The sequence below is a fragment of the Streptosporangium sp. NPDC050148 genome, assembly GCF_055586505.1.
Window position 1 is genome coordinate 150766 of record NZ_JBVJIA010000016.1, and the last position, 14126, is coordinate 164891.

General features: G+C 70.6%; 18 protein-coding genes. 11 read left to right on the forward strand and 7 right to left on the reverse strand.

The features are described from left to right. Positions 1-125 precede the first annotated feature (125 nt). Positions 126-1256 carry a helix-turn-helix domain-containing protein gene (locus ACZ6RT_RS19865; RefSeq protein ID WP_470155204.1) on the forward strand — a complete coding sequence of 377 codons (1131 nt, stop codon included), beginning with the start codon at positions 126-128 and terminating at the stop codon, positions 1254-1256. A 237-nt stretch (positions 1257-1493) separates the two neighbouring features. After that, positions 1494-1901 (forward strand): nuclear transport factor 2 family protein, encoded by a 408-nt coding sequence (locus ACZ6RT_RS19870; protein ID WP_470155205.1) that lies wholly within the window; start codon positions 1494-1496, stop codon positions 1899-1901. Between the two features lie 347 nt (positions 1902-2248). Here ACZ6RT_RS19870 and ACZ6RT_RS19875 read toward each other — a convergent pair whose 3' ends face one another. The 3 genes from ACZ6RT_RS19875 to ACZ6RT_RS19885 all read right to left on the reverse strand — a co-directional run bounded on the left by ACZ6RT_RS19875 (position 2249) and on the right by ACZ6RT_RS19885 (position 4165). Continuing rightward, on the reverse strand, positions 2249-2584 hold the full coding sequence (locus ACZ6RT_RS19875) for a hypothetical protein (RefSeq protein ID WP_399185607.1): 336 nt from the start codon (positions 2582-2584) through the stop codon (positions 2249-2251). A gap of 469 nt (positions 2585-3053) precedes the next feature. Continuing rightward, positions 3054-3380: a helix-turn-helix domain-containing protein gene (locus ACZ6RT_RS19880; RefSeq protein WP_470155275.1), complete on the reverse strand. Its 327-nt coding sequence runs from the start codon at positions 3378-3380 to the stop codon at positions 3054-3056. 245 nt (positions 3381-3625) lie between these two features. Next, positions 3626-4165: a PadR family transcriptional regulator gene (locus tag ACZ6RT_RS19885; RefSeq protein WP_470155207.1), complete on the reverse strand. Its 540-nt coding sequence runs from the start codon at positions 4163-4165 to the stop codon at positions 3626-3628. Between the two features lie 170 nt (positions 4166-4335). On the opposite strand from ACZ6RT_RS19885, the gene ACZ6RT_RS19890 reads away from it, so the two are divergent. Both ACZ6RT_RS19890 and ACZ6RT_RS19895 read left to right on the forward strand, forming a co-directional pair. After that, positions 4336-5475, forward strand: coding sequence for a serine hydrolase domain-containing protein (locus ACZ6RT_RS19890; protein ID WP_470155209.1), 1140 nt, complete (start codon positions 4336-4338; stop codon positions 5473-5475). A gap of 165 nt (positions 5476-5640) precedes the next feature. Beyond that, a complete protein-coding gene (locus ACZ6RT_RS19895) occupies positions 5641-5796 on the forward strand; it encodes a nucleotidyltransferase domain-containing protein (RefSeq protein ID WP_399185604.1) in 156 nt (51 codons plus the stop codon). 113 nt (positions 5797-5909) lie between these two features. Here the strand turns inward: ACZ6RT_RS19895 and ACZ6RT_RS19900 are convergent, their stop codons facing one another. Next, positions 5910-6464, reverse strand: a complete 555-nt coding sequence (locus ACZ6RT_RS19900) for a YciI family protein (RefSeq protein ID WP_470155211.1) — start codon at positions 6462-6464, stop codon at positions 5910-5912. Positions 6465-6654: 190 nt separating this feature from the next. Here ACZ6RT_RS19900 and ACZ6RT_RS19905 point away from each other — a divergent pair, with 190 nt between their 5' ends. Next, on the forward strand, positions 6655-7362 hold the full coding sequence (locus ACZ6RT_RS19905; protein ID WP_470155213.1) for a DUF998 domain-containing protein: 708 nt from the start codon (positions 6655-6657) through the stop codon (positions 7360-7362). A 54-nt stretch (positions 7363-7416) separates the two neighbouring features. Here the strand turns inward: ACZ6RT_RS19905 and ACZ6RT_RS19910 are convergent, their stop codons facing one another. Continuing rightward, the gene (locus tag ACZ6RT_RS19910; RefSeq protein ID WP_470155215.1) at positions 7417-8562 is read right to left on the reverse strand and encodes a MalY/PatB family protein; all 1146 of its coding nucleotides are present in this window, start codon (positions 8560-8562) and stop codon (positions 7417-7419) included. A gap of 118 nt (positions 8563-8680) precedes the next feature. Between ACZ6RT_RS19910 and ACZ6RT_RS19915 the strand changes: the two genes are divergently transcribed. The 4 genes from ACZ6RT_RS19915 (at position 8681) to ACZ6RT_RS19930 (ending at position 10944) form a co-directional block, all read left to right on the forward strand. Further along, the gene (locus ACZ6RT_RS19915) at positions 8681-9427 is read left to right on the forward strand and encodes an AraC family transcriptional regulator (RefSeq protein ID WP_399185600.1); all 747 of its coding nucleotides are present in this window, start codon (positions 8681-8683) and stop codon (positions 9425-9427) included. A 223-nt stretch (positions 9428-9650) separates the two neighbouring features. After that, complete coding sequence (locus tag ACZ6RT_RS19920) at positions 9651-10103, forward strand: SRPBCC family protein (RefSeq protein WP_470155216.1); 453 nt, start codon at positions 9651-9653, stop codon at positions 10101-10103. Next, positions 10100-10453, forward strand: a complete 354-nt coding sequence (locus ACZ6RT_RS19925; protein WP_470155218.1) for an ArsR/SmtB family transcription factor — start codon at positions 10100-10102, stop codon at positions 10451-10453. Before ACZ6RT_RS19920 ends, ACZ6RT_RS19925 begins: the two co-directional genes overlap by 4 nt. 47 nt (positions 10454-10500) lie before the next feature. Continuing rightward, entirely contained in the window at positions 10501-10944 is a 444-nt protein-coding gene (locus tag ACZ6RT_RS19930; protein WP_470155220.1) for an SRPBCC family protein, read from the forward strand. Positions 10945-11134: 190 nt separating this feature from the next. Here ACZ6RT_RS19930 and ACZ6RT_RS19935 read toward each other — a convergent pair whose 3' ends face one another. Then, complete coding sequence (locus tag ACZ6RT_RS19935) at positions 11135-11584, reverse strand: hypothetical protein (protein ID WP_399185596.1); 450 nt, start codon at positions 11582-11584, stop codon at positions 11135-11137. Beyond that, positions 11581-12060 carry a hypothetical protein gene (locus ACZ6RT_RS19940; protein WP_470155222.1) on the reverse strand — a complete coding sequence of 160 codons (480 nt, stop codon included), beginning with the start codon at positions 12058-12060 and terminating at the stop codon, positions 11581-11583. The genes ACZ6RT_RS19935 and ACZ6RT_RS19940 overlap by 4 nt, the downstream gene beginning before the upstream one ends. 39 nt (positions 12061-12099) lie before the next feature. On the opposite strand from ACZ6RT_RS19940, the gene ACZ6RT_RS19945 reads away from it, so the two are divergent. Then, positions 12100-13056 (forward strand): helix-turn-helix transcriptional regulator, encoded by a 957-nt coding sequence (locus tag ACZ6RT_RS19945; RefSeq protein ID WP_470155224.1) that lies wholly within the window; start codon positions 12100-12102, stop codon positions 13054-13056. Positions 13057-13113: 57 nt separating this feature from the next. Next, positions 13114-13995 carry an aminoglycoside phosphotransferase family protein gene (locus ACZ6RT_RS19950; RefSeq protein WP_470155225.1) on the forward strand — a complete coding sequence of 294 codons (882 nt, stop codon included), beginning with the start codon at positions 13114-13116 and terminating at the stop codon, positions 13993-13995. Positions 13996-14126 lie beyond the last annotated feature (131 nt).

The window sequence follows — 14126 nt, forward strand, 5'->3', positions numbered from 1 at the left end:
CCAACTGGAGTTGCATCATGGTGAACCCCCCAGAATAACCCACATTACAGGGGGGTATGAATGGCAAGAAGTTGCCGTCGTTTCCTGCCACCGGGGGTCTCGAATTCCTCACCTAATGTGGCGGCATGGCCGGCGATTTCTTGGTTGACGGCGCGCGGATCATGGCCAGGCGCCGCTCGCGTGGCCTTACCCGGAGAATTCTGGCCGACCTGGTCGGCTGCAGCGAGGAATGGCTCCGCCTGGTCGAGAACGGGGTGAGACCCCTGGACCGGCTGTCGACCATCATGCGGATCGCCGAAGTGCTCCGCGTCGAGGATCTCTCCGAGCTCGTCGGCGGCCGGGCGAAACTCCCGCACGCCTGCGACCACGGCGAATTCGACGAGGTCGGGAACGCGCTGCTGCTGCCCGGCCGGTTCACCGGCGAGGCACCCGAGAGCGTGCCGCGGGTGCAGCGCCACGTGATGACGGCCTGGGAGGTCTGGCAGCGCTCGCCCCACCGCTACACCGAGACGCGCCGCCGCCTGCCCTCGCTGCTGTCGATGGCCGACCTGTCGGCCAGGGCCGCCACCGGCACGGACCGGGAGGCCGGTACGGCCATCCTCACCCAGACGTACCGGCTGTTCGCGGCGCTGCTGCGAAGCTGCGGCCAGCACGCGCTGGCCCTGGTCGCCGCCGATCGCGCGGTGGCCTCCTCGGCGGGCTCGGCCATCACCAAGGCCGAGGTGGCGGGCGTGCTCGTCTCGCTCGGCCGGTACGCCGACGCGCGCTGGCTGTGCCTGGCGGTGATCGACGACCGGCCCGAGTCGCCGGAGGTCACCGGGCTCTGCTACCTGACGGCCGCGCTCGCCGCCGCCGAGGAGAGCGACGTGCTGCGAACCGAGGAGCTGCTGAACCACGCCCGCAAGATCGGCGACCGGCTGGGCCCGGAGTTCGCACTGGAGGTGGACCTGCACCGGGTGGCGGTCGCGGTCCGGACGGGCCGGTACGCGCAGGCGATCCGCCTCGCGGCGGGCGTCGACGCCGACCGCCTCCCCGACAAGGACCATCAGGCGCGGCACCTGCTGGCCGTGGCCACCGCGCACGCGATGGACGGCGATTCGGGCGCGGCCATGGCCCTGCTGTGGCGGATCGTCGAGGGCTGCCCGGAGGAGCTGCGGTTCAACGCGGACGCCGGACCGGTGCTGGCCCGGCTGCGGGCGATGGACTGCGAGTCGACCCGGGGGGAGCTGCGGGAGATGACCCGGATCACCGCTTGACTCGTCAACGTCGGGGCACGGAGGACGCGGTACGGGTGACCGGGTTCCGGCTCGGGCTGCCGGAGGTCATCGAGGTGCACACGCATCTCTCGCCCCCGGACTCGCGGATGCCTTCCCGTCCGCGAACCGACCGCAGGCCGGGCGTGGCCGGAGTGTGGGCGTGAGGGACTCATCCGTCCAGGAGCATCGGACCCGATCGGGATGCTCGGCCGAGCCCGGCCGTGTTAGGTCTTGAGGATGGAACCCGACCTTATGACCGATGAGCGGCTGCGCGATGTCCTCGATGAGCTCGTCCGGAGGGAACCGCTCTTCCATCGACCCGAGTTCGGAACGACAAGGGCGGATTTCGAGGCTTTGACTGCGCCGGACTTCTGGGAGACGGGGGCGTCAGGAAGACGTTACAGCCGTGCGTACGTGCTCGACGCCCTGGAGGAACGCCACAAGGATCCGCCGGCCGAGGAGTGGAAGACGTCCGATTTCCATTGTCGGGAGCTGGCCGCCGACGTCTACCTACTGACGTACACCTTGGTCCTCAATGGGCGGGTCACACGACGAGCCACGATCTGGCAGCACGGTTCTCGTGGATGGACGGTTCTCTATCATCAGGGAACCGTCGTTCAAGAACCCGGTGCCAACGACACATGAAACTTTCTCCCTCGGCAGCTCTCGAATGAATTCGAGTAATCGTCGCCGCGGGGCCGGGTTTCACCCGTCGTCGACGACCACGGGACTCGACGGCTTGGATGGATTTCACCCATGACCGGGCTTCGTCGGCAGGTATCGCGAGTTCGCCTTGATGAAGAAGTACGGCTTCCTCTTCGTTTCCTCGAACCTTCAGCCGGCGCTCCGCTGTCATGACACACCCCCTGTTCCCGGTCAGGGAACAGGGGGCGTGCCTTCGGCCGGCCGGGACGGGTGTCCCGTCCTCGCCTTCCGCCTTGCCGGCCACGCCGTCCGTTCGTCGATCCGGACGGCGATCACGTGGCTCCGGCTCAGTTGAAGGGATTGTCGTAGATGCCGCTGCTCTTGGTACGCGTCATGTGCTGATATCCGTTGCTGCTGCTGAACCAGCCCGCGGTCACGTCGAAGCTGAGGTTGTAGACGGCGCTGCCGGCGTTGACGTCGGCGCTGTACAGGGCCACCAGCTGGCACCCGGCAGCCGAGGTGTTACCGGTCCAGACCGGGGAGCCCGCGGGCGAGCCGTTGACCTTGATGGAGAAGTACGGCTGGGGATAGGAACCGCTCTGCCAGCAGAGATTCAGCGAGTAGCGGTACCTCGTGTTGGAATCGTCGAACGCGACGGTCCCTTCCAGTCGGGCCAGCTGCATTCCGGATCCGTCGTTGGCGGTCACCTGAACATAGACCTGCTGATCCGGGCCGTACGCGGCATGGGCGGGTGTGACGGGCAGGAGAATCGCGGCCAATGCCGTGATGGCGAGTGCGATCGGCGTCGTCAGGCGACGTCCCCGCGAGCGTTCGGTCAATTCACACCTCATCATTCAAAAGTGCTGGACCACCCGGAGGTTATAGAACAGATCTTGGACCGTCCAGCATGGCGATTTGAGGCCCGGCCTCAAGGACACCTCACGTATCATTGGTCACGCGACTCTGTCGCGAACAGGAAATACACGGAGACGCGATCTACGAAACTTCAGATTGGCCGCTGAAAGTTTCACTCTCATCGACCTCGACGGCCTGAATGGTCCCGGCAAGGAGGGGGCAGGGCCTTGATCATGTGCCAGAGGCGTGCCGGAACAGGCAGGAAACAACGGCCACTCACGGGAATTCGCGGTCAGATCAGCTCGCCTCACGCAACGGCTGGAACCGGACACTGAGCCGCATCTCCAACGCCTCCGCAAGTCTTTCCACCATCGGGATCGTCGGCATCGTCCCGCCCGCCTCGAACCGCGCCACCGCGGGCTGCTTCAACCCGGCGCGCTCGGCCAGTTCGGCCTGGGTCAGCCCGAGCTGTTCGCGGCGCAGCCGTACCGCCTCACCAAGCTCGAAACGGATCCGCGCCGCCTCATATACGGCTCCTGCGCCGGGACGACTCATGATCTCTTCCCGCTTGCTCACTCGCGTGCCAGATCCTTTGATCTTGAACGCGGCGAAAGGGAAGATCATCTGCACTGTCGAGCGAGAGGAGGTTCACGTCCTGAGCGAGCCCCGGCGGCAACCCACGGCGTTCCGGGTGGCCATGACCGTGTTCAGCGGCGCTGCGCGCGGTCACCGGGCCGTCAGCGTCTCTTCGCCTTCCGCACCCACCGGCAACCCCGTGCCGACGTCGAGCACGAGGCGGTGGTGACCGTGGTAGGCCAGGTGGCCGAGGTGGCGAGCGTCCGACGATCCGGGACCGCGTCCGTGCGGTGTCAGTGCTCCGGCGTCTCGTACCGGTCGATGTGGGCACGGAACCAGTCGAGCGCGAAGCGGTGTGAGGCGATGCCGTAGTCGAGCGTCGCGCGCTGGTGGGTGGCGAGGTCGCGGTGCTCCTCGGGGATGTCCGGGATGCCGAGGTGCTCGTCGAGGGCCGAGAGGGTGGCGAGGTCGGCCTCGATGCGCGCCGTGATGCGGCGGAGCGCCGGTACGCGTTCGGCCGGCTCCAGCAGGCCGAGGAAGTAGAGCCTGGCCAGCGCCGCGGTCTCCAGATCGGGCCCGGTCAGGTCCCCCGTCATCCACGCGTGGAACTCCCGGCGACCGGCGTCGGTCAGGCGGTACACCTTCCGTCCCCGGCCTCCGGCCTCGACGCTGGCGACCTCGATGAGCCCTCGCGTGAGCAGGGTGTCCAGTGCGCGTTTGATGCTGCCGGAGCTGGCGCTGTAGAAGAGCGCGATGCCGGCCTCGAATCCCTTGATGAGGTCGTAGAAGGTCTGCGGGGCGATCAGGAGCAGACCGAGGATCACGTGGGCCACCGGTCGAGTCTATTGACTCTCATAGACATGTCTATTAGACATGTCATCATCCCCGAGAGGTGATGCTCATGGACACGGCGGTCGTCACGGATGCCGGCCGGCCGCTTCGGCCGGTGGAGGGCATGGCGCCGAAGGGGCACCGTGAGAAAACGCAGACAGGGGACGTTCACGTGACATCGCCGCTCGCCACGACCCTCGCCCACGACAATCGCGTTCCCGACGACGTCGACGCGAGGTTGACGCGCCTGCTGGAGAGCCTCGTCGCGCAACGCGGCGTGCACCACGCCAACGTCGCCGTCACAAGCGGTGACGGGGAACGGCGCTGGTCCGCCGCCTCCGGGCCTGCCGGTGCCGACGGTCGCCCACTGCGTCCCGACACCCCGTTCTTCATCGCGAGCGTCACCAAGCGTTTCATCGTCACGCTGGTGCTGCAGGCGCACGAGCGCTGCGAACTCGAACTGGCAGCGCCGATCGGCGACTATCTGCCTGCGGAGACGATCGACGGGCTTCATGTCCTCAGGGGGATCGACCTGACGTCCGCGATCACGGTGCGCCACCTCGCGAGTCACACGTCCGGACTGCCGGACCACTTCGAGAGGCGCGGTGGAGGCCCCAGCCTGTACGAGCGCCTCGTCGCCGGTCAGGACGTGGCCTGGACCTTCGAGGACACGATGCGGGCCACGCGCGAGCAGCGCCCGCACTTCGAGCCGCAGGACCTCACGGCCGCCCGGCAGAAGGCACGCTACTCCGACACCGGCTTCCAGCTGCTCATCCGCATCGTCGAGACGGTGACCGGGCGGCCGTTCGCCGAGCTGCTGACCGAAAGGATCCTCGGTCCGCTCGGCCTCATGCACACCTGGCTCCCGGGCCATCGCCCGCCGGACCCTGCGACCGCGACGCCCTCACCGCTTCATGCGAAACAGCGTCGCGTGGAGCTGACCTCGATGATCGAGTCCTCCAACGACCTGTTCAGCACCACCGGCGATCTTCTCGCCTTCCAGCGAGCGCTGCTCGACGGCGACCTCTTCGATGACGCCTGTTCACTGGAACTGCTCACCGAGCGGCGCAACCGGCTGCGCAACATCCCCATCCTCCGGTACGGACTGGGCACCATGTTCTTCCGGGTCGGCCGGCTCATGTCGTCGGGGCGCCGCCCCGTCATGCTCGTCGGCCACTCGGGAGTCACCGGGACCTGGCTCTTCCACTGTCCGGAGCTCGACCTGCACCTGGCCGGCACCGTCGACCAGACCAGAGGGCAGGCCGTCCCCTTCCGGTTCATGGCGCGCTGCCTGGACGCCTGGAGAAGGTGAGGGGAAAAGCCCCTTCTCCTGGCGTCCCGAGCACGCGGGGCGACCGGTCCGAGGTACCGGACCGGCCGGCCGCACCCGGATCGGGATGCCGTCGGCGGTGCGCACGACCCGGCCGGCGCCGTTGACCGATCGACGCGGCCCGGGCGGGGCCGGCAGGGTGTTCCCATGTTCTTCGTCACGGGCGTGATCGACGGCGTCCCGGTGCCCTGCCTGTCGGTCGCCCAGCAGGTTCACTTCCATCAGGGGTACGAGCCGACCGACCGGGACCGTCACGACATGGCCCGGCTTCGCGACGTGTTCGGGGTCGCGACGCACTTCTGATCTCCCGACCGGTGTGCGCGCCGGAATGACGAACGAACCGGACGCCGTCCATACTCGTCTCGCCCTCATCGTGTGCCCCTCAGAAGGGAGACGCGGGCACTCCCCCTCTCGGGTCACGCGGTGGCGCTCGGCGGTCTGCCGCCGAAGCGCCAGAAATGTACCTCCGTGCGGCCGTCTCCGGCCGGGAGCATCGCCGCGGCGGCCTGCGGGTCCGGCGCCTCCACCATGGCCGCCCGGCCGAGTCGCGCCTCGCCGTCGAGATCGAGCAGCTCGCCGTACAGGATCGTGTGTTTCGACGTGAGCGGCGCGGGGGCGGAGTCGCCCGTGGTGATCACCAGGAACCGGCCATGGCCGTCGACGGCCTCGGTGAAGTCCCACATGGTGCGGCCCTGGAGGGTGCGGAAACGGCAGAGCAGCACCGACTCGAAGACACCGGCGCGGTGGTACGGCTCCTCGTAGGCGAACCTGCGGGCGGCCTCGGCGTCCGGGAGGTCGACGATGTGCAGGCTGCCCGTCGACTCGGCGTCGTCGCCGTCACCGCTCAGCGTGGGTCCGCGGGCGATCAGGAGCCTCCCGTACCCGTCCATGAAGGACCAGTGGTCGTCGTTCAGGCTCATCTTGAGGTCGAAGGCGCCGGGGCGGTCGCGGCCGTACACGAAGTACTCCATGGCCGGTCAGGCTAGATGATCGCGGCGCCGGGGGATGACCGGTGGGAGGGGAAGGCCGGTGGTCGCCATGACGACCATCGGATTCGTCGGCAATCGCCGTCGTCCCGTTTCGCCGGCCGGATGTCGAGAATCACGACGTGGCTTCTACCACCTTCCGAGGACGCCGTCCGGCTCCAGGAAGAAGTGCATCGTGACCCTCACACCTCCCTCGCCCCCGCAGGACGACCGGCGCACGGCCGCGCCCGCGGAGCGGTCGTTCCCGGCCCGCGCCGCCGGCGTCTCGTCGATCGCGGGCATCGCGTTCCTGCTCCTGCTGGCCCTGCTCCACCTCATCCGGCCCGACGTCTCGACGAGCTGGCAGACGACCAGCGAGTACGCGCTCGGCGACCTCGGGTGGCTCATGACGGTGGCGTTCCTGCTGTCCGCGACCGGCTACGGGGCCCTGGCGATCGCGCTCCTCGCCCGGCCCCGGCAGCTCCCCGCCCGGATCGGCGCGGTCGTCCTGGCGGTCGTGGCCGCCGGTACGGTCGTCGGCGGCGTCTTCGTCACCGATCCCCTCGGCACCCCGCAGGATCGGCTGTCCACCACCGGCACGCTGCACGGGCTCGGTGCCGGCCTCGCGCTGATGTTCCTTCCGGTCGCGGCGCTGCTGATCGCCTTCGGGCTCGCCCGCGACGGCTCGTTCTCCACCGTCAGGCGCGCGCTGTGGTGGAGCGCGGCGCTGCCTTTCGCGGCGCTGGTCATGTTCATGGTCGCCCAGGCCGTCCTGCTCGGGGCCGGTGACGGTGGCTTCGGCCCCGACGTCCCGATCGGATGGCCGGAACGGATCCTCGTCCTCGCGTACGCCGCGTGGCAGATCATCGTGGCGCGGATCGTCTCGCGCCGGACCGGACGGTGAGACGGGACGCCTCCGCAGGCACGCGGCCGGCGTGCCCGTGCTCCCACGGCCCCCTCAGCGGATCGCGGCGATGCGGGCGACGGCCTCGGTGAGGGTCCGCGGGGAGCAGCCGAAGTTCAGCCTGGCGAACCCGGCGCCCGCGGAGCCGTAGCGGTGCCCGGCGTTCAGGGCGACCCGGGCGGCGTCGAGGATGTGCGCGGCGGGGTCGTCTCCCCAGCCGAGGGCGCGCAGGTCGATCCAGGCCAGGAAGCCCGCCTCCGGTGGTCCGTAGCGGGCCTCGGGGAGCGACTCCGCCAGCAGCTCGCCCAGCAGCCTCCGGTTGTGGTCGAGGATGGCGAGGGTTCCGGCGAGCCATCGGTCACCGTCGTTGAACGCGGCCACCGTGGCGATCACCCCGAGGTGACCGGTGCGGTAGAGGGAGTGCGCGGGCAGGCGGTCGACGTACCGCCTGGGTGCCGGGTCCGCGGTGACGACGACGGCCGCCTTGAGCCCGGCCAGGTTCCAGCCCTTGCTCGCGGACAGGAACGAGAACCCCCGGCGCCTGGCCGCGTCCGACACCTCCAGAAAGGGGACGAACTCGGCCCCGGGGAGGACGAGGGGGGCGTGGATCTCGTCGGACAGCACGTGGACGCCGTACCTGTCGGCCAGCCCGGCGAGCGCGACCAGGTCCTCGCGTGGATGGACGAGCCCGACGGGGTTGTGCGGGTTGCACAGCAGGTACGCCGTGGCGCGGTCGGCGAAGGCGCGTTCCAGGGCCTCCAGGTCGAGCCGCCGTCCCCGCGGCCCTTCGGCCAGCGGTGCCTCGACGACCTGGGCTCCGACCTCGCGCACCCACCAGGCGAACGGCTCGTACACCGGCGGGCTGATCACCACGCGGTCCCCGGGGCCGGCGACGCGGCGCAGGACCTCGACGATGCCGATCCCGACGTCGGCGACGGTGCGCACGCCGTCGGTGTCGATCTTCCAGTCCCAGGTACGCCGGGCGTAGCCGCTGACCGCGTCCGCGAGGTCGCGGGTCGGTGCCGCGTAGCCGGTGTCCGACCGGTCGACCGCCTCGTGCAGGGCCCTGGCGATCGGCTCGGCCACCGGGAGGTCCATCTCCGCCACCGGCAGGGGCAGGACGTCGTCGGGGAAGGTCCGCCATTTCGCGCTGCGGCGCTTGCGCAGCTCCGCCAGGGAGGGGATCACGAGATCGTCCATGATGAGGGCTCCTGAAGGCCGTGCGGAAAGGGGTGTGCCGGGGACGGGCTCTCCGGGATCCGTCCCCTCGATGATCGGTTCCGCGTACGGCGTCCCGCTTCCGATAAAATGACAATTGATGTCGGAAATCCGCCACACCCCGGCCGCGATGACGGGCCTGCGTCCCCTGCCCGCCGGTGCCGGGATCGACGCGCACCGCCACGACGAGAACCAGATCGTCTACGCCGGTCGCGGCGTGCTGTCCGTCATCACCGACGCGGGGAGCTGGATCGCCCCCGCCACCCGGGCCATCTGGATCCCCGCCGGGGCCGTCCACGAGCATCGCGCCTACGGTGACACCGTCCTGCACCTGGTGGGACTGCCGGTGGAGGACAACCCGCTGCGCCTGGACCGGCCCGCGGTCATCGGCGTCGACCCGCTGCTGCGCGAGCTGATCATCGCCTACACCGGGCAGCCCGGCGGCCCGGCCGCCGAGCGACTCCGCCTGCGGGCCGTCCTGCTCGACCGGCTCCGCCGTTCCACGCAGCAGCCCGTCCACGTGCCCGCCGCCAGGGATCCGCGGCTGGCCGCGGTGTGCGCCGTCCTGCGCGACGATCCGGCCGACGACCGGACCCTGGCACGGCTCGGCGCCGAGGCCGGCGTCAGCGACCGTACGCTGAGCCGGCTCTTCAGGGCCGAGTTCGGGATGAGCTTCCCGCAGTGGCGCACCCAGGTGCGCCTGCACCACGCCCTGCGGCTGCTGGCCGAGGACGTCCCGGTCACGGTCGTCGCGTCCCGGTGCGGCTGGGCCTCCAGCAGCGCCTTCATCGACGTCTTCCGCCGCGCCTTCGGCCACACCCCCGGCACCCACCGCGCGCACCGCTGAAGGAGGGCGGCCCCGGACGTCGAGCAGGTCCGCAGGCCGTGTCGCGTACGGCCTCCGGTCCAGCCCCTCGTCCCTCGCCGATCACGATCTGCGGCTCCCCTCCCGGGCGAGGGCGGGGCTCGGACGGACCGCTCCCCCATCACGCAACCGATGGTTGCGCGATGAGGCGCCGGCGCGTTACAGTGAAGTGCAACCAAACGTTGCGCATAGAGAGGTGAAGAGCATGGAGTACGGCAGCATCGAACGCGAGATCCACGTCGACGCCTCGCCCGAGGTGGTCTTCGAGGTCGTCAGCCGTCCCGAGCACATCTCGCAGTGGTGGACCGACGACGCCCACTTCGAGACGAAGCCCGGAGCCGTCGGCGAGTTCGTCTGGGGCGACAGGGGCGACGTCGCCCCGATGACCGTGGTGGAGGCCGAGCCGCCCCGGCTGTTCTCGTTCCGCTGGGGCTACCCCGGCGGCGAGGTCGACGACACCGTCCCCTCGCTGCTGGTCGTCTTCGAGCTCACCCCGTCGGGCACGGGCACCACGATCAAGCTCACCGAGTCCGGGTTCCGGGAGATGGGCTGGGAGGCCGCCAAGCTGGAGGAGCAGTACGGCCAGCACGTCACCGGCTGGGACACCTTCGTCCCCCGGCTCGGGGAGTACGTCACGCGGCTGGCGTCGGCCTCGTGACCGCGACCGTCGACGACGACCTGTGGTCCGCGGTCGGTGACCCGACCCGTCGGCGGATGCTCGACCTGCTCCTGGCGGACGGCGACGGCACCGCCACCAGCCTCAGCGAGCGGCTGCCCGTGACACGGCAGGCCGTCGCCAAACATCTCGGCGTCCTCGACCGCGTCGGCCTGGTGCACGCCACGTCCGCCGGCCGGGAGAGGAGATACCGGGTGGACGAGGCGCAACTCGCCCGCGCGGTCGCGCAGCTGTCGTCGGTGGGGGCGTCATGGGATGCCAGGCTCCGGCACATCAAGTGGATCGCCGAGGCCGTCCAGCGCGCGAAGGACCAGCGCGACGCGCGGCAGTGAGATCCATGAAGATCGTTCGAGAATCAACACGGGGAAGAGGAACAACGATGGTGGACATCCTGCACAGGGTCGCGATCAAGTCGTCTCCGGCCGAGGTCTACGCGGCCCTGACGACCGTCGAGGGGCTCGCCGGCTGGTGGACGACCGACACCCAGGGGAAGGGGAGCGACGTCGGCGGCATGCTCCGCTTCCGGTTCCCGAACGGCGGGTTCGACATGAAGACCCTCGATCTCGACCCGGACAAGCACGTGCTCTGGGAAGTGGTCGAGGGGCCCGAGGAGTGGATCGGCACGCACGTGGACTGGAACCTCTCCCAGGCCGACGACCACACCGTCATCCTCTTCAAGCACATGGGCTGGAAGGAGCCGGTGGAGTTCATGCACCACTGCAGCACCAAGTGGGCGACCTTCCTGCTGAGCCTGAAGTCGCTGGTCGAGGACGGTAAGGGCACTCCGGCCCCCGACGACATCAAGGTCGACAACTGGAACTGACGTCCCGCTCGGCCCGGCGGGGGATCCCGGGTCGGCCGTAGCGTCACGGGGGCCACGACGGCACCTCCACCGGTGGCATCGCCGCCGGTGGAGGTGCCGTCGTGTCGTGGCCCGCGACCATCGGTGCCGGCGCGTGGCCGGCCGGCGCCGGGACGGCCGTCGCACCCCCGCGCGGCCTGCAGGCAACGGGTCAGCGGCGGGTCAGCTCCATGATCCAGTTGGTCACCCAGGTCACTCCCCCGTCCAGCGAGAACGCCTGCTCCCAGCGGGCGGACCGCTCGGTGACGTCCGACCAGACGAAGCGCGCCCGCACCTGTCTCCCGGCGTGGGTGTCGTCCCCGTGGAACTCGCCCCGGCCGTCGGTGAAGCGGCCGACGACCGGCGGGAACAGCGTGCCGGTGCGGCTGTTGGACCAGTACAGCGACCACTGCTCGCGCTCGACGTCGTACAGCCGCAGGGTGAGCCCGGTGAAGCCCTTGGTCGGGAACGTGATCTCGTCGAAGCTCGCCCCGCCCTCGAAGTGCCGGGAGGCGCGGCTGACGGCCGGGAACTCCTCCCACTCGCTCGTCTCGTCGAGGAAGTCCGTACGCCGCCGGTTGGCGACGTCCCAGGTGCCGGCGAGGAAGTCGAAGTCGTTCACGGGCGGTCTCCCGTGGTGCCCTCGGGGAGCGAGTCACCGACGTAGGCGTCCAGGTCGGGGGAGTCGGGCGCGAGCACGTGCCGTACCCAGGCGTCGCGTTCGTGCAGGACGGGCGGCAGCTCCCAGACGCAGCCGATCAGCGACCGCTCCAACCGGACGAAGTTCGCCGGGTCGGTGTCCGGGCAGCCCAGCACGGGCTGGCCCGCCACCGCCCCGCCGAAGTGCAGGGCGTTGTCCCACACCCAGCTGTACGCGTTGATGTACGCCCCGCTGTCCCCGCCCCGGTGGAGGACGACGAAGGTGGCCGGTGGCGTGCCGTCCGGTTCGGGAAGCAGCTCCGGGAGCATCGCGTACGCCGCCTTCTCGACCGACGGATCGATGCCGGAGGGGTCGGCGGTGACGTGGTAGCGCTTGACGCGGCGGCCCCCCACCTCGATCGGGGGCGGCACCCGCAGCAGTTTCTCGGTGAAAGCCATGGCTGGACCGTAGGGCCGGTTCACTGACATCTTGTGTCAGTGAAGTCCAGCCGGCTCCTGTCGATCCTGCTGCTGCTCCAGACCAGGGGCCGGATGACCGCCGCCCAGCTCGCCGGGGAGCTGGAGGTGTCGGTCCGGACGGTCTACCGCGACGTCGAGTCGCTGCACGGCGCGGGCGTGCCCCTGTACGGGGACGCCGGCCACTCCGGCGGCTACCGGTTGCTGGCCGGCTACCGCACCCGCCTGACCGGCCTGAACACCGGCGAGGCCGAGGCGCTGTTCCTGTCCGGCATCCCGGGCCCCGCGGCCGACCTGGGGTTCGGCTCGGCGCTCGCGACCGCCCAGCTGAAGCTGCGCGCGGCACTCCCGCCCGAGCTGCGCGCGCAGGCCGACCGGATGCGCTCCCGCTTCCACCTCGACGCGCCCGGCTGGTACGCCGGGGACGACGACGTGCCGTACCTGCCGCAGGTCGCCGACGCGGTGTGGCGCGGCCGGGTGCTCGACGTCCGCTACCGCCGCTGGAAGGAGCCGACCGACGTCGACCGGCGCCTGGAGCCGTACGGGTTGGTGCTCAAGGCCGGTCGCTGGTACGTCGTGGCCGGGCCGGGGCCGCGGACGTACCGGGTCGACCAGATCCTCGGCCTCACCGTGCGGGACGAGGAGTTCGAGCCTCCCGGTGACTTCGACCTGGCCCGCCACTGGGAGGGGTACCAGGCCGGCTTCCACGCCCGCCTGTACCGGGACGAGGCGGTCGTCCGCCTCTCGCCCGGCGCCGCGTCCCGCCTCACCGGCGCGGCCGCCCGGGCGCTGGACGACACCGGGACCGCCGAGCCTGACGGCTGGATCCGCGCGCTGCTGCCCATCGAGTCGATCGACCACGCCCACGGGGTGTTCCTCGCCATGGGCGCGGACGTCGAGGTCCTCGGTCCCCCGGAGCTGCGGGCCCGCCTCGCCGAGACCTCCCGCGCCCTGGCGGCCCGCTACGCCTCCGGCTGACCGCGCCGGGATCATCTCGGTGGATGACGCCCGCCGGGTACGCGCAGAATGGGGTGCGTGATCGACATCAACGCCGGCCTCGTGCGCGCCCTGGTCTCCGAGCAGTTCCCCCGGTGGGCCCACCTGCCGGTCGAGCCCGTGCCCCGCCAGGGCTGGGACAACCGGACCTTCAGGCTCGGCGACCGGCTGTCCGTGCGCCTGCCGAGCGCCGAGGGGTACGTGGCGAGCGTCGAGAAGGAGGACCGCTGCCTTCCCGTGCTGGCCGGGCACCTGCCGTTGCCCGTACCGGCGCCGGTCGCGACCGGGCGCCCGGGGGCCGGCTATCCGTTCCCCTGGTCGGTACGGCACTGGATCCCCGGGGAGACCGTCGACGGAGCCGCGGACGTCGACCGGGCCGAGCTGGCGCGCGATCTCGGGGGCTTCCTGACCGCGCTCCGCCGGACCCCCGCGGAGCGGGGACCGGCCGCGGGCCGTCACTCCTTCTTCCGGGGCTGCCATCCCAGCGCCTACGGCGACGAGGTCGAGGAGTCCCTCGCCAGGCTCGGGGACGGCGTCGACGCCGCCGCCTGCCGGGCCGTCTGGGCGAGCGCGCTGACCTCGGCCTGGCCGCTCCCGCCCGTGTGGTTCCACGGGGACGTCGCCGCGGGCAACCTGCTCGCCACCGGGGGGAGGCTCAGCGCGGTCATCGACTTCGGCACCTGTGGCGTCGGTGACCCCGCATGCGACCTCGTCATGGCGTGGACCCACTTCGCCGGGGACGAGCGGAAGATCTTCCGGGAGGCCGCCGGTCTTCCCGACGACGCCTGGCGGCGCGCACGCGGATGGGCACTGTGGAAGGCCCTCGTGACCATGGCCGGCCTGTCCGGTCCCGACAGCGACGGGGTCCAGGCGCGCACCCTCGTCCAGGTCCTGGAGGACCCGGTCGTGGACCGGCCCTGAGCCGCGGTGCGACGGCCGGGCCGGGACCGGTCGTGAGGGTCGGACGGGGAAGGGGCGCGTTCGATCGCGCGCCGGTCCGGGCGAGCGGGAGGAAGTCAGCAGGTCACCGCTATAACAGTATTGACTTATAT